Origin of the sequence: Marinomonas profundi (assembly GCF_020694005.1) — a bacterium.
Lineage (GTDB): Bacteria > Pseudomonadota > Gammaproteobacteria > Pseudomonadales > Marinomonadaceae > Marinomonas > Marinomonas profundi.
Genome location: NZ_CP073013.1, coordinates 3,406,831 through 3,431,112, shown reverse-complemented (window position 1 = coordinate 3,431,112; position 24,282 = coordinate 3,406,831). Strand labels below are relative to the sequence as shown.

Sequence of the window (24,282 nt, the reverse complement as noted above, 5' to 3'; positions counted from 1 at the left end):
ATTAAGGTATCGATTTTAGCGAAATTAAGGTGAAAAATCGATGCAGAAAGCACAGTGTTAAGAGATAATTAGCAAATGAATCTTAAGAAACAAACACTTTCACGTTTAGGTTATTCCCATTATCGTCCATTGCAAGAAGAGGCAATCGATGCCTTGTGCTCTGGTCGAGACGTTTTGCTTGCGGCGCCGACCGGTGGCGGGAAATCTCTGGTGTATCAGGCGGCAGGACTGATGCGACGTGGCGTTGCGGTAATTGTCAGTCCATTACTGTCACTGATGACTCAGCAAGTGACAGCATTAAACGCTAAAGGCATTCACGCGAGGTTTCTCAATTCTACGTTAAACCCAGGCGAACAAGATGATCTCATCTGGGCATTGCGACATCAGCGCATTGATCTGCTGTACCTATCTCCCGAAAAACTGGTTCAGCCGTCTGTTATCGGCTTTCTTCACAGTGTCGACATTTCGCTATTTGCGATCGACGAAGCGCATTGTATTTCTCAATGGGGCGGCTTTTTCCGGCCCGAATACAGTCAGCTTGGTCAGCTTAAAACCTCTTTCCCCGGCGTGCCTATTATTGCGCTCACCGGAACCGTTGATCAAACAACGACGACAACCATTCAGGAGTCGTTACGACTTACCCATTGCTTGGTAATGAAAAGCAGCTTTGATCGTGCCAACATTAAGCTGCATATTGCACAAAAAAGAAAATCTAAACAGCAAATTTTGTATTTTTTGCATCATGAAGTGCCAGGCGAAACGGGCATTATCTACTGTCGTTCAAGGAAGAAAACAGAACAATTAGCGGCTTGGTTATCAGCCTTGGGATTGCCTAGCTTGAGTTACCACGCCGCGATGAGTGACGCGGACAAGCAAAAAAACCATACCATTTTTACCCAGCAATATGGCGCTATTATGGTGGCAACCACGGCTTATGGGATGGGAATCGATATTCCTCATGTTCGATTTGTGGTTCATTTAGATTTACCGAATAGCCCGGAAGCCTATTTTCAAGAGGTCGGCAGAGCAGGGCGAGATGGGCGTCCCGCCAAATCTCTATTGCTGTATGGTTTACAAGACATGCTTCAAGCACAGCAGCTTATTGCTCTACAAGCTTCCGCTGTCGAGCAAGACGGTCAGCGCCTCGGTAGTCTATTCCGTATTTTAGAAGGAAGAGGCTGCCGTCGTCAGAATTTGTTGGCGCATTTTGGCGAAACGCTTGCGGCTTGCAATCATTGTGATCGCTGCCTTACCACTTCGTCAGAGCAGAATGTAACAACGGCCAGTCAAAAACTCTTATCACTGATTTATCATACCAAGGGTCTTCAAGCTTTTTCAGTGCTCGTTGCTATTTTGCTAGGTAAGAAAAACAAAGCTGTTAGTGCAATAAAGGCGGAATCATCGCCTTTATTTGGTAAAGGCAAAGAATTAAATGAAGCCCAGTGGAAATCGCTCATTCGGCATTTAATCGCCTATGAATACATTAGTGTAGGAACCGCAAGTGTTTTTACGCTGCACATTAATGAGCAATCTCGAGCGGTTTTACAGGGCAAAGCACAGGTTATTATTCCCAGTGAGCACTATTACCCCGCGCTGCAAGAAGATCAATTGACACTTAATAGTGTGCATTGGCATAAGGTGTTGGCTTGGAAATATGCTTACGGAAAAGCAAGCTTAACGGATGCTCAGCTTAGGCTGATTTGTTTGCATAAGCCCCGCTCCCTCGCGTCATTAAGCCGCTTGACTGGGCTGTCAAAAGAAGGCTTAGCTGACTTTGCCGATCCCTTAATGAAGCTTATTCACGAGGTTGATTTAAAAGAGGTCAGTACTGCATGCTCTTAACGTCAAGTGAAACGGCATTGAATGATGAAGCCGATCCGCTCAGTATTATTGTCGATCAAGTCAATCAGTGCTTTAGCCAAGCGGACACTTTTTTCGGCACTAGATTTAAGCGCTCATCCTGTAACTTTAAGCAAAGAGGACGAGCCGCTGGCACCGCACACCTACAAAAAAACGAACTCCGCTTTAACTACTTTATGTATTTGCAAGACTCTGTGGAATTTCTTAGCACGGTCGTTCCCCATGAAGTCGCGCACATCATTGTTTTCCAAATCTATGGCAATTCGGTTAAACCGCATGGCAAAGAGTGGCAGGCTGTGATGTTCAGGGTCTATGGCATTAGGCCAAGCAGGACGCATACTTTTGATGTGCCGCCACAAAAACACAATTATGAGTACCGCTGTGCTTGCCAAAAACATCAATTTACCAAACAGCGCCACACCAGAGCACAGCGGGGGACTGAGTATGTCTGTAAAAAGTGTCGCTCGAGCTTACAATTCATGACGCCTTAATGTTCAATTAAAGGCTAAAAAAGCACAAAAATAGTAATTTTCCGTACGGATTACGCTTAAATCATCCATTTTTGATGCGATACTTTTATCCTTATAGTACTATAAGCGCGTTTTGTTTATAGCGTATTTATGATGGATTTATCGACTCGACCTAAAGAAAAATTAGAGCTCAACAAGCTCCAAAAACGCCTTCGTAGATTAACAGGCCAAGCCATTGCTGACTTCAATATGATTGAAGATGGCGATAAAGTAATGGTCTGTTTATCGGGTGGGAAAGACTCTTATACCATGCTTGAGATTTTGCTTAATCTACAAGCCAGTGCACCGATTCAATTTAGCATCGTTGCCGTTAATCTAGATCAGAAGCAGCCAGGTTTTCCTGAGCATATTTTGCCGGCTTATTTAGAAGAACTCGGTGTAGACTTTCATATTTTAGAGCGCGATACCTACAGCATAGTAAAAGAGATCGTACCTGAAGGGAAAACCACCTGTGGTTTATGCTCTCGTTTACGCCGTGGCTCTCTGTATGGCTTTGCTGAGGAAATTGGCGCAACCAAAATTGCCCTTGGCCATCACCGAGATGACATTCTTGAAACGTTATTTTTAAACATGTTTTTTGGCGGAAAGTTAAAATCTATGCCACCAAAACTGTTGAGCGATGATGGTAAGCATGTGGTTATTCGGCCTTTGGCGTATTGCAAAGAATCAGACATTGAAGAGTTTGCTTTGATGAAAGAATACCCCATTATTCCTTGTAACCTTTGTGGTTCGCAAGAAAACCTACAAAGACAAGTTGTCAAAGACATGCTACATAAATGGGAAAAAGAATTCCCTGGCAGAACAGAAACCATGTTCTCTGCTATTCGAAACGTAGTGCCATCTCATTTGGCAGACGCAACACTATTTGATTTTAAAGGGTTGAAGCAGTCGCCTGCCGCCTTTGACCGACTAAATATAATTTCATTATAGGAAAATAGACATGAACCTGACACATAAAGCACTACTATTAACCGCCGGCATTCTAGGGTCTTCTATCGTCAACGCGTCCACTGCTGGCGTTAGCTTAACCAATAATACGGTGCAAGGTGATATTAATTTAAACATGGGGTCGTTCGGCATTAACAGTGGCATTACACATAATGATGAGGCCAATACGTCAACCGCACATATTGGCGTTACCGTTGAAGACTCAGACACTAGCGGACCGCTGCAAGTTGGCCTTGGGATTCGTTTGTACGCTATCGATGCCGATTTAGACAATGATAATGACGACTTATCTGTTGCTCTTGCTTTAGGTGGTTGGTACCGATACACCCTACAACAAGCCAATCGCCTTAGTATTTATGGTTCTGCATACTATTCCCCGGAAGTATTGGCGATATCAAACTTAGACCACATGTATACCTATGATATTCGTCTTGAGTACATGACAATGCGCAATGCGCGTGCGTTTGTTCGTTATGGTAGAACAGTGACAGTTTATGACGACAATAGCCGTAAAGAAATTGATAAAGGTCTTTCTGTCGGTGCGACGGTCGATTTTTAAAGCAAGACTATCGTTTTGATCAACAAAAAAGGTGGCTCAGGCCACCTTTTTTAGTTTTCTTCACTGATACTAATCAATCACCGTCATAGGCGCAAAGACTAAAGACAGGCACGTCGCTATCCCTTAGTTTTTGGCTACCACCAAGATCAGGAAGGTCAATAATGGCGGCCACTTCTTTGATGTTTGCTCCTTGCTTAGTCAACAGTTTTATGGCGGCAAAGAGAGTGCCACCCGTTGCAATCAAATCATCAAATAATAGCACTTCGTCGCCTTGCTTAACGGCGCCTTCTTGAATTTCTAGTTCTGCTTCGCCGTACTCTAAAGCGTATTTTTGTGAAATGGTTTTACCAGGAAGTTTGCCTTTTTTACGCACCAAGATAAGAGGCTTTTGCAGCTCATAGGCCAGCACCGCTGCAATTAAAAAACCACGCGCATCGATGCAGGCGATGTGTGTAATATCACTAGCAATATAGCGATGCACATACGCATCAACTACCATTCTCATACCTTTAGGATCACTGAAAATAGGCGTAATGTCTCGAAAGCTAATGCCTTGTTTTGGCCAGTCTTCTATCGTTTGAATCAGTGACTTAACGTAAAAATCGTCGTACAGCATGTTGGTATCGCCTTAATTTATCAATCAAATAGGCGTGATTTTACCACAATCATTCGCAACCCCAACGAGTTTTTGTATTTCAGGGAAATCGATTATTTCAATTTCCTTACCATCTACGTGGATCAGTTCATTTTTTTGAAAACGAGTAATCACTCGGCTTACCGTTTCAACCGCTAGGCCTAGGTAGTTGCCCATTTCACCGCGTGACATTGAAAGCCGAAAAGCACTGGCTGAGTAGCCTCGTCTTTTAAAGCGATTAGAGAGGTTAAGTAAAAAAGACGCCACTTTCTCATCGGCGTTCTTTTTCCCCAGCAACACCATCATTTGCTGATCATCGGATATTTTCCGGCTCATCACTTTAAACAGCTGATGTCGCATAGAAGGAATTTGGGCTGATAATTCTTCTAATCGGCTAAAAGGGATTTCACATACTGTGGTTGTTTCTAGCGCTTTTGCTGATACCGGGTAGGCATTAGAGTCAATACCGCTGAGCCCCACCAATTCACTTGGGCAATAGAAACCGGTTATTTGCTCTTCTCCGTACGAGGTAATATTAAACGTTTTTAACGTGCCAGAACGAACCGCAAAGACAGAATCAAATACGTCTCCTTGGCGGAATAAAAACTCGCCTTTTTTCAGCGGTTTTTTTCGCTCAATAATTTGATCTAACTTATTGATGTCTTCATCCGCTAAGGCAATGGGAAGACAGAGGGCGCTCAAGCTACAACTTTGACATTGCGAGGTGAGTGTACTGTTAAATCGTGAGTGTGCGTGTGTCATTGACATGTAAATCTCCCTGATCTTGATCTATATAACTTTTGAATATTCTATGGCGCCATTTAGATACTTATCGAAAACCATACAAACACAACGAATGAGTAATCTACCACGCTCTGTCACTTTAATACTGACCTGCAGTCCATCATTATGAATTTCTAGTATACCATCTTCGATCATCGGCATTAGATTGTCTACTTCCTGTGAGAAATAATCAAAGAATCGAATCCCGTATGAGTGCTCGATAATGGCAGTATTTAGCTCAAACTGAGAGATAAGTGTCATAATCACTTGATGGCGAATCTTATCATCAATGTTGCTAATATACCCCTTTGCAATGGCAAGTTGGCCTTTTTCAATACAGCGTCTGAACAAAGGTAAATCCGTGTGATTTTGGATATAAACCCCGTTTAAATTACTGATTGCCGACACGCCAAAAGCAACTAAGTCGGTATCCGCATGTGTGGTGTAGCCTTGGAAATTGCGTTGTAATTGACCATTTTTTTGGGCTTGAAACAGGCTGTCATTGGGTTTGGCAAAATGATCCATGCCAATGTATTGATAGCCTGCATTGACTAAATATTCAATGCTCATTTTCAGCAAATCAAGCTTCAAACTAGAGGTTGGCAAACTTGTCTCAAGGATGCGTTTTTGGGCTCGAAAACGTTCTGGCAGATGTGCGTAATTAAACAGTGAAATGCGCTCAGGTGATAATTCAACCACCTTCTCTAAGGTACTTCGAAAACCGCCCAGAGATTGGTTCGGTAGGCCGTAAATCAAATCAAAATTAATCGAATTTATATTCAGTTCTCGCGCATAAGACACAAGATCGGCAACAAGATTAATGGGCTGAATTCGGTGTATCGCTTTCTGCACGCCAGCATCAAAGTCTTGAATGCCGATGCTAATTCTATTTATTCCCATTGCGGTCAACAAAGCCAGTTTAGAATGGCTGATTTCCCTAGGATCAATTTCAATGCTGTAGTCTTGGCTCCCATCATTAACGAGATTAAAATACTGCTTAATCGTGCCAAACAGGCTTTCGATCAAATCCTCGGTAAGAAAAGTTGGAGTGCCACCACCAAAGTGCAGCTGTGTCACCTTCCTTGTATGATCTAACATCAAACTGCGCAATCTCATTTCTTCGCCTAATAACTCAACGTATTCGGCGCCTTTGCCATACTGTTTAGTCACTATTTTGTTGCATGCACAGTAATAGCAAAGATGAGCGCAAAATGGGATGTGGAAATACAAGCTGAGCGGTGATTTGGAGGGCATCAGCATTTTATCAACCAAAGCAATTTTACTGATAGTCGAATCAAATTGCGGCGCCGTTGGGTAGGAGGTGTAACGTGGCCCTGATAAATCGTACTTACTAATCAGTTCAGAATCCCAGATCATGATGTCTTCCTATTAAAATTTCTAATAGCAGTTTACCCCCTAGAGGATCGGCACTTTCTGATCCAGATCAAGGGATATCACACTGAGATCAAATAACCCCTTTGATTGGGGTTCATCACGCCAAGGTTGATGGAAAAGCGCCCTGATCAGGTTCTAACGTCTGAGCGAATCTGCTTTAATAGTGTCATCTTTTTAACATCGTATCGCTAATAATGACCTCTCTTGCTTTTTACCTAGCTCACGGCGCTGGCGCTGGCCATAACAATGATTTTTTGACGCAACTTGCGGCGGCCATTTCACGGCAAAGGCAGCAGGCGGTGATCCCTGTTACGTTTTCCTATATGCAAGAACAAGAGCGCTCAGCAAAAAAACGACCACCACCGAAGTTCGATACGCTTATTCCAGAATATCGCCATTATGTTGAACATGAAGAAGCCTGTATTGTGGCCGGAAAATCAATGGGAGGAAGAGTGGCGACACAGCTATCTCATTTACCTATGGTAAAAGCGATTGTTTGTTTTGGATTTCCTTTTTACCCTGCGGGTAAGCCGGAGAAAAACAGATTGTCTTTTCTTGCTGATCTACAAGTTCCTTGTTTGATTATTCAAGGAACAAGAGATTCATTAGGAAACCAAGACTGGGTTAATCAGCAAACGCTGCCAGAAAACATTGATATAATCTGGGTCGATGGGGCGGATCATGACTTTAAGGTATTAAAAAAATATAATAAGAACCTAGCAGATACCATTAATGAGGTGGCCATTGCCACCCAACACTGGCTAGTCAACAACATACAACGAAGAGAAATACCATGAATCACCAAGCACAGCTTGATGCCAAGGGCTTACTTTGCCCTGAACCTGTAATGATGCTGCATGTAGAAATGCGAAAACTCACGGCAAAAGAAGTTTTAAAAGTCGTCGCGACAGACCCATCAACAACGCGAGACATCCCAAAATTTTGCCAGTTTCTGGGGCATAAATTGCTAGATCAACAGCAAGAAGGGGATATTTATACGTACTGGATAGAAAAGAAAGACTCATAACCAAAAAAATCCCCAGCCCTTAAAATAGTTAAGAGCCAGGGGGTTTAGTTAAGAAAAATTTGAGAGAATCACGCTACTTTCAGCTTTTTGGCTTGATCCTTTTGTCCAAGAATTGCGCTGTGGTAGATCTGCTCAAAGTTCGAAAAGCCGACATCGATATCCAATCTCAGTTGACGAGCGACGTCGTTTGATGAAATTAATCCACGTATTGCCTTTGTGTCTTCATCAATCACTAATAAGTGCTGAAACTGGTTGTTTCGCTGACTAAAAAGCAAGGATTCAATGTCTGAGTTTTTAAGCGATGTGTAAGACAAGGCAAGCAGTGCTTCTTTTGCTCTCATCAAGTCAGCCACCATTAACTCTGAGCGCTGGAAACCGTTTGCAACCTGCTTAATAAACACATCTTCGGACAAATCTTCAAGGCTAACGACACCAATAAAATGATTCTCCGCATCGACCACGACTTTCATGCGAACATGCTCTTTTTTCATCAGCAAGACCAATTCATCAGCGCGAGTGCTGGATTCAATCACCCTAGGGCCGGCTTTCTGAAAATCAGTAAAAACAGACAAAGCAGGAGAATAAAGATTTACATTCGCGGTAGTAATCGGCCAAGTAAGATCGGTAACATCTTTTGTAGAAACATAAGTAAGTGTTTTCATAATAGAACCCCAATAAAAATAAAATAAATAGAACAGAGGGTGGTTATATCAGCGAAAACGGTGGTGCTCTTGGGTTTGCGTTACCAACAACCTTATTTTGTGGCTGGCGTTGATAATCATTTAAAGAGGGGACAAACAGTTTAGCGGGGGATAATAAAAACGCATGAGGGCCAATGTGATTACTGCTGTCTGAACTCTTGTCTTGATCTGGGACAGCGACTTCGCAGTATCTTTGATCTACGGTAGGTTCTAACCAGCGAAATTTCGTTACTTCTTGAGCATTAGCGCGCTGAGAAATCGTCAGTAAAGACGATGCAATCAGAGCAATGATCATGAGTAATTGAATTTTCACCTAGGCACCTAAAGTATTTTACACTTAGTAATTTGTACTTATTAAATATAAGCCTGCCATTCTATAAATCCCAGTCTTTTTTAACAAAATAGTGTTTTTTACACGATCAGGCAATTTGTGACCAAAAAAGGCGCGAAGTCATAGAGAAAGAGGGCGCGCACCTTTTTAGGGGTTATTGAGAGCATGTCGCTTTAGGCGGGTAACATAATAGTGGCTTCACCGGTTACCACCACTTTTCCGTCACATTCACACACTGTTTTTAATGTTGCGCGGCGACGGCGTTCATTAATGTCCGTAACCGTTACTGTCGTCACTACTTCTTGCCCAATAAAAACGGGAGCGCGAAACTTCAGTGTTTGCTCTAGATAAATGCAGCCAGGCCCAGGTAACTGGGTCCCAATAGCCGCAGAGATAAAGCCAGCTGTCAGCATGCCGTGAGCAATAGGCTGCCCAAAAGACGTGGTTGCCGCGTACTCAGCATCCAAATGGACAGGGTTTGTGTCGCCTGTTACAGCGGCAAACGCATGCACATCTGCTTCCGTAACCACTTTACGGTATTCAACACTTTGATCGATGGAAAGTTGCTCTAATGTATAGCCAGTCGTCATTACCAATCCTTATTTTGTCATTTTCGGTTATGGTACACTTTCGCCGGATTATTCTTAAGAGGTATCTATGGTTAAGTTAGTAATTTTTGATTGGGATGGTACCTTATTCGATTCCATCGACACGATATGTCACAGCATGCTGCAAGCCGCTCATTTGTCAAATGCACCATCGAGAACAAAAGACGACATAAAAAATATCATTGGGTTATCCCTCGATAAAGCGATTGATGTGGTTTGGCCGGAGCTGTCTACCAAAGACCAAAACGTCATCGTTGAGCACTACAAACGCATTTATGTCGCCTCAGATCAAACACCGCCACAGGCTTACCCCAGTGTCATTGAGATGTTAAATAAGCTTCAAGCCGCTAACATAACCATGGCAGTCGCCACAGGTAAAAGCCGCAGAGGGTTAGACCGAATCATGGCGTTAACCAATACATCGTCCTATTTTTCAACCACTCGCTGTGCTGACGAAAGCTTGTCTAAACCACACCCGTTGATGCTAGAGCAAATACTGGCCGAGCTGGACATTTTACCTGAGCACGCGATGATGATTGGTGATACCGAATACGATTTAAACATGGCAACCAATGCGGGAATGAAAAGTATTGGTGTTACTTATGGCGCACACCATGAAGATCGCCTTAGAGCGTGTCAGCCACACGCGCTAATCAATCATTTCAATCAATTATCAACCATTCTAGGGTTATAGAAAATGAGCTGGACAGAAGAAGACGATCGCAAACAGTCACTTAATGAAGCGGAAAGCACACAAGATGAAAAAGAAGTGGCTAACAAAATGGCTAACAAAGACTCTAGTACAGAAGACAATGTCGATCCGAATAAAGCAATCTGGTCTTTGCTGGAAAAAACCCTTAGCGAAAACTTGATTGAAAAACGTCGCGCTAGACGCTGGAGAATATTCTTTCGCTTTACCACCTTGGTGATTTTCTTGACCGTCATTGTCGGTTGGTTTGCAAAATCCAACTTTCAAGACGTTAGTTTAGAAGGCGATGTGGTTGCTATGATCCCTATGCGCGGTGTCATCGGTGCCGATAACGATATTGAGTCGTCTGAATTTGTGCGATTGCTTAATGCGGCCTACCAAAACACTCAATTAAAGGGGGTGATTATTGAAATGAACAGCCCAGGCGGAAGCCCTGTTCATTCGGGCATTATTTACGATGCTATTCGCGCCAAAGAGCAGAGTCATCCTGATATCCCAGTGCTTGTTGTGGTCGAAGACATGGCGGCTTCCGGTGGCTACTATATTGCTTCGGCCGCGAATGAAATTTATGCCGATAAGGCAAGTTTGGTCGGTTCGATCGGGGTTATTTCATCCAGCTTTGATGCCAGCCATTTATTAGAAAAGATCGGCGTAGAACGACGGACTTTCACCGCGGGCCGCAACAAAGCCTTTCTTGACCCATTCGCCCCAATGACCGAAGAAGCTAAAACCAAATGGCAAGCCGTGTTAGATGAAACCCATCAGCAGTTTATCCACGCCGTAAAAGAAGGTCGTGGCGATCGACTTATTATTACCGATGATGTTTTTTCAGGCATGGTATTTACCGGATCACAAGCCGTGGAAATAGGCTTAATCGATGGGCTGTCCAGTGTTAACACCATTCTCGATACGCGTTTTCCCGATGCTGAGCCTATCTTCTATGAGCCTAAACAAGACTCATGGAAAGAGCTGGCTAAAGAGTTTGGGGTTGAAATGGCAACAAAAGTCATCAATACCACCCATATCCAATAATCAAGAGCCAATAATCGATAGCCAACCGCTTTCTATCGCTTTTTTTCACTAAGCTCCTACGGGAGCTTTTTTATTGTCTAAAATAAATCCAATAAGCAAATCCAATAAATAGTACATAAAACCTGACTCTCTCACGCACTAACTCAATAGTCGCGCTAGATAGAGACAATATAGAGACCAGCTTGTTTCATCAATAAGATATATTTGATAATATAAATTCATTATTTATTAAATAGGCTTCAATTGACCAGTAGGACCCTTAAAAATGGCTCGTAAAGCAAACATTGCAAGAGAAGAAATCCATCAAGCCTGCTGGGAGTTGATTGAAAAAAACAGCTTCCCAAACATACCTCGCTTGGCTGAGTACTTTCGACAAAAAGACGGACGACATTGCTCAAACACCACTTTTTTGAACGCCATCACCCAGTGGGAAGAGAGCTACAAAGAACAGCAACAACATGAATTAAGCGAACTAAGCGACCTGCTGCAGCCGGTGTTTAAGCGCTTTTCCAGAGAAGTGACTCAGCAACTTGGGCAATTATTAGATGAAAAATCGACCGAAATCGAACAACACCAACATCGCAAACAAGAGGCGACGCAAAGCGGTTATCTCTCTTTATCTTCTGCGTTAATCGAATTACAAGCGGCCCATGACACTCTAACGTCAGAGCGCAAGAAAATAAGTGACGAAGCCGAAACACTTAAACAAAAATGGACCTTTTCTGAACAAAGGTACCAAGAGGTGATGGCGCAAAACGCCGTACTGACCAGTCAGATCAAACAAGAGCAAAAAGCAAACACGGAGCTCAGAATCAACCTTGCCCAAAAAGAAGTGGATCTCGCCAAACAAGACAACCAATTGGCTAAGGTATTAGAAGAAAATGCCAAACTTGCCGCCGCACTAGAAGAAAACCAAAGCGAAAAAATGGAAAATGACGCGATAAAATGGCAAGAAATGACTCAAAAGCTGGATACACTAACCAACTCACTAAACAAATCAGTAAACAAATCAGTAAACAACTCAGCGAAAACCATGCAACGCAAAGATAGAGGCTCGAAACAATAACCGTTATAATGCGTCATTCGCTATATCCGCGCATTCATAATTAAGAAGAGAAGATGAGCAACAAACAATCTGCCGTTCGTGATTTATCCACCATCAAAGACTTTATTCGTTGGGCCTTTAGTCGCTTTCAACAAGCCGACTTATTTTACGGTCATGGCACAGACAACCCTTGGGATGAAGCCGTTCATCTGGTGATGGGGGCATTAAAGCTTCCGCTCGATTTTGATCGTGATATGCTAGATTGCGCGCTGACCTACAACGAGAAGAAACACATTCTTAAACTAGTACAAACGCGCATCACTAAACGTGAGCCTTTGCCGTATCTTTTAGGCGAAGCCTGGTTTATGGGATTGCCATTCAAAGTCACCAAAGACACGTTAATTCCACGTTCGCCGATTATTGCTTTGTTAGAAAGTGAATTTGCGCCTTGGCTTAAAAACGACCCATTAAACATCTTGGATATGTGCACAGGTTCTGGCTGTTTAGGCATTGCGGCCGCCTTAGTCTTTGAAGACGCAGAAGTGGATATTTCCGATATTAGCGAAGCCGCGTTATTGGTTGCCAATGAAAACATTGTGCGCCATCAAGTCGAAGACCGAGTTCACGCCATTCATTCGGATATGTTTAAAGGTTTAGCGGGCAAACAATACGACCTGATTATTTGCAACCCACCTTATGTGGATGCCGACGACTTTGAAAGCGCGCCAGCAGAATTTCATAATGAACCAGAACTGGCGCTAACGTCAGGGGAAGATGGCCTTAATTTTACCCACGAATTTTTAGCCCAAGTCGCGCATTATCTGCAAGATGACGGTATATTAGTCTACGAAGTAGGAAACACCGAAATCGCCTTACAAGCCGCTTATCCTAACATTCCTTTTATGTGGGTAGAATTAGAGCAGGGTGGTAATGGTGTTTTTATCCTAACCAAAGATCAACTTAGCGAACTATTACAAGAGCAGAAATAGCCTATGTCTGGTAATACATTTGGAACACTTTTTAAAGTCACCACCTTTGGTGAAAGTCACGGCCTTGCGCTTGGCGCCATTGTTGATGGTTGCCCACCAGGCATCGAGATTTGCGAAGCGGATTTACAGCGTGATCTAGATCTGCGCAAACCCGGTACCTCGAAACACACCACACAACGCCGTGAAGCCGATGAAGTCAAAATTTTATCGGGTGTCTTTGAAGGCAAAACCACAGGCACGCCAATTGGTTTAATGATCGAAAACACCGATCAACGATCAAAGGATTACGGCAATATTGCCGAGACTTTCCGCCCGGCTCATGCTGACTACACCTATGATCAAAAATACGGCTTCCGTGATTATCGTGGTGGCGGTCGTTCATCAGCGCGTGAAACAGCGATGCGAGTGGCGGCTGGTGCCATTGCGAAAAAATACCTAAAGCAACAATTTGGTATTGAAATTCAAGGCTTCTTGTCGCAACTGGGTCCAATCAAATTGGCAGTCAAAGACCTAAGCCAAGTTTACGAAAACAGTTTTTTTAGCCCAGACCCCGATGCGATTCCACAGCTTGAAGAATACATGACAGCGTTGCGTCGTGAAGGCGATTCCATTGGTGCGAAAATCACCGTGATAGCGAAGAACCTCATGCCAGGTTTAGGCGAACCGGTTTTTGATCGTCTAGATGCCGACATTGCCAAAGCCATGATGAGCATTAACGCGGTAAAAGGCGTGGAAATTGGCGACGGCTTTGATGTGGTAGAACAAAAAGGCAGCCAACACCGAGACGAAATGACACCTGAAGGCTTTTTAAGCAATCACGCTGGCGGCGTACTTGGTGGCATTTCTTCTGGTCAAGATATTGTGGTTCACATGGCGTTAAAACCCACCTCGAGCATTACCATTCCAGGCAAAAGCATTGACCGTGCCGGTAATCCAATCGAAGTGATCACCAAAGGTCGTCATGATCCTTGTGTGGGTATTCGCGCGACGCCGATTGCCGAAGCCATGTTGGCTCTGACGATCATGGACCATTTATTGAGACACAGAGCACAAAATGCCGATGTGGTTTGTCCGACACCGATTATTAAAGGCCAAGCGTAACGCACTACTTTAGAATTTAAAAAGCCGCTATTTGTCGCTGTAGAGTGATAAAAGCGGCTTTTTTATTCATTTAAGGCCATACCGTGAGATGGATTATATGACCATAAAACAAGACGCAACCGTCATCCGAGTTTGTGTTGGCTCAACCAATCCCGTCAAAATGAATGCGACCAGACAAGCATTTTCGCAAGTCTTTCCCAATCACATCATTCATTGTGAAGAAAAGCACGCGCCGTCAGGTGTTGCCGATCAACCCATGACAGAAGCAGAAACTCGCCTTGGCGCACAAAACCGTGCTCGTTATTGCTTTAAAAGCAGCACAGACAAAGAGAAGAATTTTTTTGTTGCCATGGAAGGTGGTGTCGATAAATTCGAGGAGGGCGCAGCCACTTTTGCCTACGTGGCGATAGTAGACAGTGAAGGGAACTTGATGACAGGTCGATCAGCCAATTTACCTTTACCCAATACGCTTTATAAACGTTTACAAGCCGGTGAAGAATTGGGGCTGGTCATGGACGAATGGTTTAATACCGATAATATCCGCCAAAAAGGCGGCGCCATTGGTTTATTCACCAACCACGCAGCGACAAGAGAAAGCGTCTGTACCCAAGCCTTAATATTGGCGTTAGCGCCTGCCTTGCACCCAGAGCGCTATCTTTAAACTTTATCTTTATCTTTTAACCGATGCAGACAGAATAATGAAATACCAATGGGTTCTATTTGACGCCGACGAAACACTTTTCCATTTCGACAACTTCGCCGGTCTAAAACACATGTTCGCCAAGCATGGCGTAAAATTTGAACAAACTGATTTTGATCAATACCAAGCACTAAACAAGCCACTTTGGGTAGACTATCAAAACGGCCAAATCAGTGCAGAACAACTGCAAACACGACGCTTCCAATTATGGAGCGACAAACTGGCCATCAGCACCAAAGAGCTGAACAGACAGTTTTTAGACTCCATGGCGGAAATCTGCAAAACATTGCCAGGCGCCGAAGAGCTCGTGGCGTATTTGCATGCAAACAATATCAAGATGGGCATCATTACCAATGGCTTTGCCCAGTTACAAAAAATCCGTTTAGAACGCACAGGATTCCTGCCATATTTTTCCCCCGTGGTAATATCTGAACGGGTTGGCGTTGCCAAGCCACACCCAAAGATCTTCGAATACACCTTAGAACTCATGGGCTCACCAGATAAAAATCACGTACTAATGGTGGGCGATACGTTGGAATCAGACATACTAGGCGGCAACCACTTTGGTTTTGACACTTGCTGGCTCAACCATCACAACAAAACACACCCAGAAGAGATTCGACCCACATACCAAGTCAGTTCACTTAATGAATTGCTGAACCGATTTAAATACGGATAAAACAAGCATAACAAGGCAGTAAACGCCGTCCGGAGCGTCTTTTCCACTATTTCCGATAATAACATTTATCGGAAATAGTGAGGGGAAATAGACAGACTTTGAATTCGACATTCATCATGGTTTAAAACCTTTGTTAGATCGCGCTGATGCTCAGGTTATTTAACGGCTGCAACCTAAGCATCAACCAGTTTAACGCTTAACGTTTTTTAAACGACAAATACGCTGGTACGTTTAAGATGCTCACTAATAACATCCCCCATGCCAGCAATCCAAATAACTGGGTGTCATTCCATCCTTGCTCTATCATCAGACCAAATAATAATGGCGACGCTGCGGTGGCGAAAATCATTAATGAGGTCATCATGGCGCGTATTGAGCCAATGGCTTTGGTGCCGTAGATTTCTGCCCACGCCGCGTTAATCACGGTATTTAATGCGCCAATGCCTGTGCCAAATAACGTCATAAAGACAAACACCGACCAAGCGCCGTCAAAGATTACCAATATGATCAAGGCCGCCAATAACGGCATAGGCAAATACAGTAATAAGGATTTAGCACTGAATTTATCCACCAAACTCCCTGCGACCATGGCGCTAAACCAATGACTCACGCCGTAAGCGATAAACCCACTGGCCAGTAAAGCCGATGACCACATTTTTTGCTCTAGCAAAAAGTTTTGTTGGATAAACACCCCAGTGACTAAAAAAGGCGCTGCCAAGGAAGTCGGTAAAATCAGCCAAAAGCGCCAATCTTTTAATACATCTCGACGGCCAGAGGCATCGCCCGCCTCCTCCTTTTTAGCCTTGCGCACGGGGGCTTTTTGCAATGCGCTTTTTACCAGCAGCCAATAGCCTAATGGCAAGTACAGCACTAACACACTGGCGGCAAACACATACCAGCTGTGGCGCCAGCCAAGCCAAGCGATTAATGCGATGATGATGCTGGGTAAGATGGCCTCTCCTACCGCCACGCCACTGGAAGCTAGGCTGATGGCCTTGCCTCGTTGCTTTTCAAAGGATCGAATCATGATGGTTTGCGCAGTGTGCGGCAACAAGCCTTGGCCACATAAACGCAATAAAAACAGCGTTACACAGAGCATTAATACCGAGCTCAATTGCGCCATCAGCACACAAGCCAACGCCAAGAAAACAGCTAAAATAACAATCAGCAGACGGGGGGGATATTTGTCCACCATACCACCAATAATCATAATAACGGCACTGCTTGCCAAAGTGCCAACCGCGTAATACAAACCATATTGCGCCGCCGAAATACTCAACTCTCGTTGAATATCCGCACCAAACCAACTAAGAAAAAAAGATTGGCCAATATTTCCCCAAAAAACAGACAAAAAACCAAAGGTGATTAAGGGCCATTGCAGACGGATAAAAGACAGATAATTAGTCACAAACTGTATTCTCGTAAATTGTTCAAAATTGACACTCGCAGCGTTACCTCAGACAATGCTTTCTTTATAAGGTAAAAGTTTATGAGGTACAGGCTATGGACCAAATACACTACCAGCACTTTAAAAATACATTAGAAACAATGAAAGCAGAATTGCTCTCACGTGCAGACACGCATCTCGACGATACGGTCGAACTAGACCAAAGCCGCGTAGGTCGACTGTCTCGAATGGATGCATTACAAGGTCAGCAAATGGCGATGGAAGCCAAAAGGCGCAATACCGCAAAACTGCTTGCTATTGAAAGCGCGCTAAAACGGATTGCAACAGAAACCTATGGAAATTGCTTTATTTGCGATCAGTCTATCCCATTAAAACGCTTAGAGTTAGACCCAACCTATACTCGCTGTATAGAGTGTGTAGATCAATAAAAACCTCTAAAGAAGCAAGTTAGCTGTCGCTAAGCTTGTTCTTTAGAGGCAAATTGCTTAACTCAAGATAATAAATTATCTTAAAATTACTTTTATCTCAAGACAGCCTTTATCTCAAGACAACCAATGGCACTTGGCTGCTTTCAATCATGCGCAGTGTGTTACTGCCCAAGAAAAGCTGGCGTATTTTTGAGTGGCCAAACGCCCCCATCACCATCAACTCTATCTTATTCTGAACTTGATATTCGGCTAATGATGCGAAAATCTCGCCTTCAATAAACTCCGCCTTCACATCAAACCCTTGATCGCGTAAACGCTGAGCGGTCTTTTCAAACCTTTCTTCTATATCCGATTCATTATTTTTAATGGTCACTAGATGGCAAGTCATGCCATGCAATAAACCACCAGAAATAATACGCTCTACCGCTTTGTCTGCCGTTGCACGACCATCATAGGCCAACATAAAGTTGGTCGGTACAGTAAAGTCTTTGCTGGCAATCAATACTGGCGTGTGTACTTGGCGAATAAGGTGTTCAATATGCGAACCAAGCGCCTTAAAATCTTGTTGGTGCCCTTCTCCCGAACGACCAACAACGATTAGACGAGCTTCCTCTTCTAACTCGATCAATGCTTCTACAAAGTCACCGTGGCGCTGCTTTTGCTCGACCTTGTCACAGCCCTGATCCTTGGCTAATTGAGTTACATGCTCAAGCATGTCCTTGCCCAATTGCAATGCCACTTTACCGCGCTGCTCATCCAATGACGCCATTTCGGCCAGCAACGCAGAACGTGCGCCTAAGCCAATCGCGCCCGTTAGATCATCTGCACCATGTTGCTGTTGTTTCTCAATAGTATGCAAAAACATTAGTGGCTTATTGAGTGTCTTAGACACCCAAACGCCAGCATGGCATACATCATTGGCTAATACTGAACCATCGATACAGGCTATTATTTTTTCCATCTTGATCTCCTTAGTGTCCGCCCATGAGTTTTTCGACTTCTTTTGGATCATTGTGTACGGCAAATTTATCCACCACGGTTTCCGTCGCGGCGTTCATACCCACTAACTCAACCTCTGCACCTTCACGGCGGAACTTGATGACCACTTTGTCTAATGAAGAGACCGAAGTAATATCCCAAAAATGCGCACTGGTTAAATCGATGACCACTTTATCAACGGCTTCTTTAAAATCAAAAGACGCAACAAAGGCTTCTGATGAAGCGAAAAACACCTGACCAACCACACGGTAAGTACGAACGGATTCATCATCACCCTGCTCAGATTTAACCACCATAAAGCGACCAATTTTATTTGCAAAAAACAAGGTTGCCAATAGAACCCCAACAAACACACCAATCGCCAAGTTATGCGTCGCTACGACAATAACCACGGTAGCAATCATCACGATATTGGTTGATAGCGGGTGTTTTTTAAGATCCTTGATCGAACTCCAAGAAAAGGTACCAATCGACACCATGATCATAACCGCTACCAATGCCGCCATTGGAATCTGTTTTAGCCATTCGCCTAAAAACACCACCATAACCAAAAGAAACGCACCAGCAGCAAAAGTGGATAAACGACCACGACCGCCTGATTTCACATTAATGATGGACTGGCCTATCATGGCGCAACCCGCCATACCACCCAGTAAACCAGATCCTATATTCGCAATTCCTTGGCCTTTACATTCGCGGTTACGGTCACTCTTGGTATCGGTCAAATCATCAACAATGGTCGCTGTCATCATCGACTCTAGCAAACCCACTATCGCCAAACCAATAGAATAAGGCAAAATAATCAGCAAGGTGTCTAGATTCAACGGTACGTCAGGCCATAAAAAGATAGGCAGCGTATCGGGTAATTCGCCCATATCGCCAACGGTACGAATATCAATCCCCATCGTCATCGCAAAAGCTGTAAGCACCACAATACACACCAAAGGCGAAGGCAAAGCTTTACCAATCACAGGTACATAAGGGAAAAGGTAGATAATACCCAAGCCAGCCGCCGTCATGGCGTAAACATGCCAAGTGACATTGGTCAATTCTGGCAACTGTGCCATAAATATCAGGATCGCCAAGGCGTTCACAAACCCTGTCACCACAGACCGCGAGACAAACCGCATCAAGCTGCCTAGCTTAATGTAGCCCGCAATAATCTGGATCACACCGGTTAGCAAGGTCGCCGCCAGTAAGTACTCTAAACCATGATCTTTTACCAAGGTAACCATCAACAAGGCCATTGCGCCAGTAGCGGCCGAGATCATACCTGGTCGACCACCCACAAACGCGATCACCACCGCGATACAAAAAGAAGCGTACAAGCCCACTTTTGGGTCGACGCCAGCAATAATAGAGAAAGCGATGGCTTCTGGGATCAACGCCAACGCCACCACAATACCAGCCAATATATCCCCACGAATGTTAGAGAACCATTCCATTTTCATTTTTTCGAGCATAGGTTACCTTTTTATAAGCGCACCAACACAGTCGCACCCGCTGCGAAGCATCAGTGTCTTCCAGTTAGAAACATTAAAGAGTAAAAATTAAAATACGATTTGGCACAAAAATGCCTACGACCAGCTGACTATCCAGTGGCAGTATAGAGGTATCGTCTCACAGAGGTGTGACGAAAAGATGAGAGAACTTAAGGTGGCGTAAGACGCAAAACATTTTCCCTTTGAGGGTTGTTAAAGGCCGCTATCTTAACAAAAAACTGACATTAGTCAACCAACGCACCCATGGCGAAAGCACCATTGAACTGTGGTCAAGACAGCTCAATGAATGCTTTTCATTAACCCTACACTTTTCTAGGGTTTAATTTATAGCGATTAATCCACACCATTATTAGTGCTAAAAAGGACAATACTGCTGCCGCGCCCGGAATCCAGGCAAACCCAAAACCAACGCTAATCACCAAGCCGCCTAATGCCGCTCCTAGGGCATTGCCCAGATTAAAAGCCCCAATATTAATAGACGAAGCCAATCCTGGCGCTTGATCAGCGATTTTCATTACCTGCATTTGCAAAGGCGGACCGCTGCCAAAAATCACCGTCCCCCATAATAATATGGTCAATCCAGCGCCAAGCGTGGTTGTCGCGGTAAAACGAAACATCAACAACACCAGCACCTGCAAACCCAGAAAGACAAACAAGGCTAAATCTGGTGATTTGTCGGTGACCTTACCACTAATATAATTACCCAATGTAAAGCCGATACCAATCAGCATCAGCATGGTCGCAATAACATTATCTGTGGCCTGAGCCAAGGTCTGCATCACGGGCGCAATATAGGTATAAAGCGTAAACATCGAACCTGCGCACAACACAGTGGTGGCAAAAGCGCGCAAGGCTGCAGGCTGCATGATGGCTTTTAGTTCCGTTTTAACGTCAGGTTTTTGCGCTGGTGCCATGGCCGGCAAGCTGCGACTAATGCCAAAAATCGCCACCACACCTAACACCGCCGTTACCGCGAAGGAAAGCCGCCAATCGAAGGTTTGCCCTAACCAAGTGGTAATCGGTACGCCCACGATATTGGCAATGGTTAAGCCTAAAAAGATAGAGGCCACCGCCGAGCCTTTTTTATGATATGGCGCTAGGTTCATCGCCACGACCGCACCGATACCAAAAAAAGCCCCATGGGAAAGACTGGTAATAATACGTGATAATAAGAAGGTTTCGTAATTGACCGAAATAGCAGAAAGCAAGTTACCTACAACGAATACCACCATCAAAGCGAGCAAAGAGGTTTTATGGCTGTACTTAGTCAAATATAAGGTGATTAGCGGCGCACCAATCATCACCCCAACCGCATAAGCACTAATAAGTAACCCCGCTGCTGGAATCGACGCGTTCACCCCATCCGCAATAACCGGTAATAACCCCATGGGCATAAATTCTGTGGTACCTATTCCAAACGTACCCAGTGCAATGGCAAAAATGCCCCATTGATATGCAGCAAGCATATGACGACTCCAATGACGTTGATTCATGAGCAAGAAACAAAATAAGCCAAGAGGTGCTCTCTTGGCTTATTTCAATAAAGGCGCATTTTATAATAAACACGCCTTAATTGCTTTGAACCCTTGATTACTATTTTTCACAAACCATCGGTTTTAGTGGTTTTTTTGGCCCTTGGTTTAGGCCACCAAAACCAATAGACGACAAAAGCAATCAAGACGATACCTAATAAATTTATGAGCGTGCTCATTTTAATTCTCCACTTCTTGTTTAGCATCACGTGAAACACGGAACAATCGGAGCCGATTGGCATTGGTGACCACGGTAACCGACGATAAAGACATGGCCGCGCCGGCAATCACCGGACTCAATAACCACCCAGTAAAGGGAAACAAAATACCCGCTGCAACCGGAATCCCTAAGGTGTTGTAGGCAAACGCCCCCCATAAATTTTGTTTGATGTTCCTCAAGGTGGCTTTACTGATTTGGATCACATCCGCAACGCCTTTTAAGTCATTGTTGATGAGTGTGATGTCAGCGCTTTCCATGGCAACATCGGTTCCCGCCCCCATGGCAAAACCAACATCAGCTTGCGCCAAAGCGGGCGCGTCATTAATACCGTCACCAATCATGCCCACCACCTCGCCTTGGGCTTGAAGCTTCTTAACCCAGTTCAGCTTATCATCCGGCATTAGCTGCGCATGATAGTCTTCAATACCCACCTCACTTGCGACCGATGCGGCGGTTTCTGGGTTGTCCCCCGTGAGCATAACGACCTTCAGGCCTTGCTTTTTAAAGCTGGCGATCGCGGCTTTCATGCCCTTTTTAATCGGATCTTCAATATAAAAAACCGCCAACAATACCTTTTCATCGGATAGATAAACACGCGTTGCGGCAGAGTGCTGATTGTCAGTATTGCCTACCTTGAAATGAATGCCCTTTTCTTTCATTAAGCGTTCATTGCCAAGGTAATATTCCTTTCCATTAACATGGCCTTTTACTCCTAAGCCAACCAGTGACTCGAACCCTTCCAGCTTTAGAGCGTCTTTTTCTTCCACATCCGCCTGGCAGTATTCTAGTAATGCGTCAGCCAAAGGATGATTCGCTCGCGCCTCAAGCACCGAGACCAGTTGCGCAACGAAGCCTTCTTGAGCATGCTCAGTTACTGTTTGATTGACGACTTTTGGTTTGCCTTCCGTAATGGTGCCCGTTTTATCCAACACCACCACGGTCAACTCGCTTGCTCGCTGTAGCGCATCGCCATTACGGATCAAACCGCCGTATTCTGCCGCCTTACCAATCCCGATCATGGTTGAAATGGGCGTCGCCAATCCTAGTGCACAAGGGCAAGCAATAATTAACACAGAAATACTGGTCACCAACATGTATGAGAAAACCGCCTCCCCGCCAAAATTAAACCACGCCAATGCCGACAAAATAGCAACGATGATGACACTCGGTACAAACACAGAAGACACTTTATCGGCCAAAACACTGATCGGCGGTTTGGACCCTTGGGCTTTACTCACCATGGTAATAATTTGCGCAAGTAAGGTGTCGGAACCAATTCGAGTCGCCTTGAACAATAAACTCCCCTGACCGTTAACCGTTCCGGCGGATAGCAGACTCCCTTGGTGCTTTTCAATCGGCACGGCCTCCCCAGTCAACATCGATTCATTCACGGTTGATAACCCTTCTAGCACTTCGCCATCGACCGGGACACTGTCCCCTGAACGAACGCGCAACACGTCCCCTAGCTTAATGTCCGCAACCGGAACACGTGACTCCACACTATTTTCAATCCGGGTTGCCATTTTAGGTCGCAAGTCTAATAAACGATGCAATGCTTGACTGGTTTTACGCCGCGCACGCAGCTCCAATGCTTGCCCAAGGTTAATCAGACCGATAATCATCACCGACGCTTCAAAATACAAATGGTGCGTGTTTTCTGGCAGCCAACTCGGCACGATCACCACCAACATAGAATAGAACCAAGCACACCCCGTTCCTAACGCAATTAACATGTCCATATTAGCTTGATGCGACGTGAAGGCTTTCCAAGCACCACGGAAATAATGCTTCCCCGCACGCACCATGATCCATAGGGTGACAATCCCGATAAATAGCCAGATAAGCCTATCAGTGAGCGTGCTCACAGCCATGCTTCCGCCTAATATCCCATAGAGCATTAAGGGCACTCCCAGCGCCAACCCCAAGGCAGCGGATTGGCGTTTATAGTGATACTCCTTTAACTCTCTTTTTTCGCGCTCGCTGTCGTTTTTTTCAGTATCAACAATCAGGCTAGCCTGATAACCCGCATCGGCCACCGCTTTGATCAGCACATTCAATGAGCCCAATGTTGTCACTTGTGCGGTATGGTTGGCAAAATTCACCTCCGCAGACATGACTTTGTCAGCATTGACTAATGCTTTTTGCACGGAGTTAACACAGCCCGCGCAGGTCATACCCGTAATCGACAGTTGATAATTAACCTCCACCTCTGATGGCTCTACGCGGCTATCAGGATCGGATAAAGTCTCATTTGCATAATGATCCGCACCTGATTGAGCGTGCTCACTATTATCCAGCAACCCAAAAGACTGGTAACCCGCCTCTTCCACTATTGCTTCTATCGAAGCCAAAGAAAGATCAGAAGTTACCAGCAGTGTATTTTCTTTTGGAACACCGGTTACAATTGCTTCTGGGGCGCTTTGTTGAATCAACTTCCTAACGTTTGACACACAGCCTTGGCATGACATACCCGTCACTTTAAGCGCTAATTCCACCGCTGGTGTTTCTTTGCCGGAATGGTTGTCTGCATTTTTATCTATTGTTGAATGCTCTGCTTTCATA

At 44.5% G+C, this 24,282-nt stretch carries 25 protein-coding genes; 14 read left to right on the top strand and 11 right to left on the bottom strand.

Annotated elements, in window-relative coordinates; genetic code table 11:
- Positions 1–75 precede the first annotated feature (75 nt).
- From J8N69_RS16010 to J8N69_RS15995, 4 genes are all read left to right on the top strand, one after another.
- Positions 76–1,842: a RecQ family ATP-dependent DNA helicase gene (locus J8N69_RS16010; RefSeq protein ID WP_168822367.1), complete on the top strand. Its 1,767-nt coding sequence runs from the start codon at positions 76–78 to the stop codon at positions 1,840–1,842.
- On the top strand, positions 1,833–2,351 hold the full coding sequence (locus J8N69_RS16005) for a SprT family zinc-dependent metalloprotease (RefSeq protein WP_168822368.1): 519 nt from the start codon (positions 1,833–1,835) through the stop codon (positions 2,349–2,351). Before J8N69_RS16010 ends, J8N69_RS16005 begins: the two co-directional genes overlap by 10 nt.
- A 129-nt stretch (positions 2,352–2,480) precedes the next feature.
- On the top strand, positions 2,481–3,320 hold the full coding sequence (gene ttcA / locus J8N69_RS16000) for a tRNA 2-thiocytidine(32) synthetase TtcA (RefSeq protein WP_168822369.1): 840 nt from the start codon (positions 2,481–2,483) through the stop codon (positions 3,318–3,320).
- A 10-nt stretch (positions 3,321–3,330) separates the two neighbouring features.
- Positions 3,331–3,897, top strand: a complete 567-nt coding sequence (locus tag J8N69_RS15995) for a YfaZ family outer membrane protein (RefSeq protein ID WP_168822370.1) — start codon at positions 3,331–3,333, stop codon at positions 3,895–3,897.
- A gap of 73 nt (positions 3,898–3,970) precedes the next feature.
- Here the strand turns inward: J8N69_RS15995 and J8N69_RS15990 are convergent, their stop codons facing one another.
- Genes J8N69_RS15990 through hemN form a run of 3 tightly spaced genes read right to left on the bottom strand, consistent with a single transcriptional unit; the run spans position 3,971 to position 6,691 of the window.
- Positions 3,971–4,513 carry an adenine phosphoribosyltransferase gene (locus tag J8N69_RS15990; protein WP_168822371.1) on the bottom strand — a complete coding sequence of 181 codons (543 nt, stop codon included), beginning with the start codon at positions 4,511–4,513 and terminating at the stop codon, positions 3,971–3,973.
- Between the two features lie 24 nt (positions 4,514–4,537).
- Entirely contained in the window at positions 4,538–5,299 is a 762-nt protein-coding gene (gene fnr / locus J8N69_RS15985) for a fumarate/nitrate reduction transcriptional regulator Fnr (protein ID WP_168822372.1), read from the bottom strand.
- 21 nt (positions 5,300–5,320) lie between these two features.
- The gene (gene hemN, locus J8N69_RS15980; protein ID WP_168822373.1) at positions 5,321–6,691 is read right to left on the bottom strand and encodes an oxygen-independent coproporphyrinogen III oxidase; all 1,371 of its coding nucleotides are present in this window, start codon (positions 6,689–6,691) and stop codon (positions 5,321–5,323) included.
- A 212-nt stretch (positions 6,692–6,903) separates the two neighbouring features.
- Here hemN and J8N69_RS15975 point away from each other — a divergent pair, with 212 nt between their 5' ends.
- Positions 6,904–7,506, top strand: a complete 603-nt coding sequence (locus tag J8N69_RS15975) for an alpha/beta family hydrolase (protein ID WP_168822374.1) — start codon at positions 6,904–6,906, stop codon at positions 7,504–7,506.
- Positions 7,503–7,736, top strand: coding sequence for a sulfurtransferase TusA (tusA, locus tag J8N69_RS15970; RefSeq protein WP_168822375.1), 234 nt, complete (start codon positions 7,503–7,505; stop codon positions 7,734–7,736). Before J8N69_RS15975 ends, tusA begins: the two co-directional genes overlap by 4 nt.
- A 68-nt stretch (positions 7,737–7,804) precedes the next feature.
- On the opposite strand, the gene J8N69_RS15965 is transcribed toward tusA, so the two are convergent.
- The 3 genes from J8N69_RS15965 to J8N69_RS15955 all read right to left on the bottom strand — a co-directional run bounded on the left by J8N69_RS15965 (position 7,805) and on the right by J8N69_RS15955 (position 9,358).
- Positions 7,805–8,398, bottom strand: coding sequence for a CBS domain-containing protein (locus tag J8N69_RS15965; protein WP_168822376.1), 594 nt, complete (start codon positions 8,396–8,398; stop codon positions 7,805–7,807).
- A 43-nt stretch (positions 8,399–8,441) separates the two neighbouring features.
- A complete protein-coding gene (locus tag J8N69_RS15960; RefSeq protein WP_168822377.1) occupies positions 8,442–8,750 on the bottom strand; it encodes a hypothetical protein in 309 nt (102 codons plus the stop codon).
- A gap of 191 nt (positions 8,751–8,941) precedes the next feature.
- A complete protein-coding gene (locus J8N69_RS15955) occupies positions 8,942–9,358 on the bottom strand; it encodes a MaoC family dehydratase (RefSeq protein WP_168822378.1) in 417 nt (138 codons plus the stop codon).
- Between the two features lie 67 nt (positions 9,359–9,425).
- On the opposite strand from J8N69_RS15955, the gene J8N69_RS15950 reads away from it, so the two are divergent.
- The 7 genes from J8N69_RS15950 (at position 9,426) to yjjG (ending at position 15,631) form a co-directional block, all read left to right on the top strand.
- Positions 9,426–10,070, top strand: coding sequence for an HAD-IA family hydrolase (locus tag J8N69_RS15950; RefSeq protein WP_168822379.1), 645 nt, complete (start codon positions 9,426–9,428; stop codon positions 10,068–10,070).
- Between the two features lie 3 nt (positions 10,071–10,073).
- Positions 10,074–11,117, top strand: coding sequence for a signal peptide peptidase SppA (sppA, locus tag J8N69_RS15945; protein WP_168822380.1), 1,044 nt, complete (start codon positions 10,074–10,076; stop codon positions 11,115–11,117).
- A gap of 265 nt (positions 11,118–11,382) precedes the next feature.
- Positions 11,383–12,183 (top strand): hypothetical protein, encoded by an 801-nt coding sequence (locus J8N69_RS15940; RefSeq protein WP_168822381.1) that lies wholly within the window; start codon positions 11,383–11,385, stop codon positions 12,181–12,183.
- Positions 12,184–12,236: 53 nt separating this feature from the next.
- Positions 12,237–13,151, top strand: coding sequence for a 50S ribosomal protein L3 N(5)-glutamine methyltransferase (prmB, locus tag J8N69_RS15935; protein WP_168822382.1), 915 nt, complete (start codon positions 12,237–12,239; stop codon positions 13,149–13,151).
- Between the two features lie 3 nt (positions 13,152–13,154).
- On the top strand, positions 13,155–14,252 hold the full coding sequence (aroC, locus tag J8N69_RS15930) for a chorismate synthase (protein ID WP_168822383.1): 1,098 nt from the start codon (positions 13,155–13,157) through the stop codon (positions 14,250–14,252).
- Positions 14,253–14,349: 97 nt separating this feature from the next.
- A complete protein-coding gene (yjjX, locus tag J8N69_RS15925; RefSeq protein ID WP_168822384.1) occupies positions 14,350–14,913 on the top strand; it encodes an inosine/xanthosine triphosphatase in 564 nt (187 codons plus the stop codon).
- Positions 14,914–14,950: 37 nt separating this feature from the next.
- The gene (gene yjjG / locus J8N69_RS15920) at positions 14,951–15,631 is read left to right on the top strand and encodes a pyrimidine 5'-nucleotidase (protein ID WP_168822385.1); all 681 of its coding nucleotides are present in this window, start codon (positions 14,951–14,953) and stop codon (positions 15,629–15,631) included.
- Between the two features lie 196 nt (positions 15,632–15,827).
- Here the strand turns inward: yjjG and J8N69_RS15915 are convergent, their stop codons facing one another.
- Positions 15,828–17,039: an MFS transporter gene (locus J8N69_RS15915; RefSeq protein ID WP_168822386.1), complete on the bottom strand. Its 1,212-nt coding sequence runs from the start codon at positions 17,037–17,039 to the stop codon at positions 15,828–15,830.
- Between the two features lie 95 nt (positions 17,040–17,134).
- Here J8N69_RS15915 and J8N69_RS15910 point away from each other — a divergent pair, with 95 nt between their 5' ends.
- Positions 17,135–17,467, top strand: coding sequence for a TraR/DksA family transcriptional regulator (locus J8N69_RS15910; RefSeq protein WP_168822387.1), 333 nt, complete (start codon positions 17,135–17,137; stop codon positions 17,465–17,467).
- Positions 17,468–17,576: 109 nt separating this feature from the next.
- Here the strand turns inward: J8N69_RS15910 and J8N69_RS15905 are convergent, their stop codons facing one another.
- The 4 genes from J8N69_RS15905 to J8N69_RS15890 all read right to left on the bottom strand — a co-directional run bounded on the left by J8N69_RS15905 (position 17,577) and on the right by J8N69_RS15890 (position 24,281).
- On the bottom strand, positions 17,577–18,428 hold the full coding sequence (locus tag J8N69_RS15905; RefSeq protein ID WP_168822388.1) for a universal stress protein: 852 nt from the start codon (positions 18,426–18,428) through the stop codon (positions 17,577–17,579).
- 10 nt (positions 18,429–18,438) lie between these two features.
- A complete protein-coding gene (locus J8N69_RS15900) occupies positions 18,439–19,929 on the bottom strand; it encodes a SulP family inorganic anion transporter (RefSeq protein ID WP_168822389.1) in 1,491 nt (496 codons plus the stop codon).
- Between the two features lie 341 nt (positions 19,930–20,270).
- Entirely contained in the window at positions 20,271–21,434 is a 1,164-nt protein-coding gene (locus tag J8N69_RS15895) for an MFS transporter (protein ID WP_168822390.1), read from the bottom strand.
- Between the two features lie 246 nt (positions 21,435–21,680).
- Complete coding sequence (locus tag J8N69_RS15890; protein ID WP_168822391.1) at positions 21,681–24,281, bottom strand: heavy metal translocating P-type ATPase; 2,601 nt, start codon at positions 24,279–24,281, stop codon at positions 21,681–21,683.
- Position 24,282: the final 1 nt, after the last annotated feature.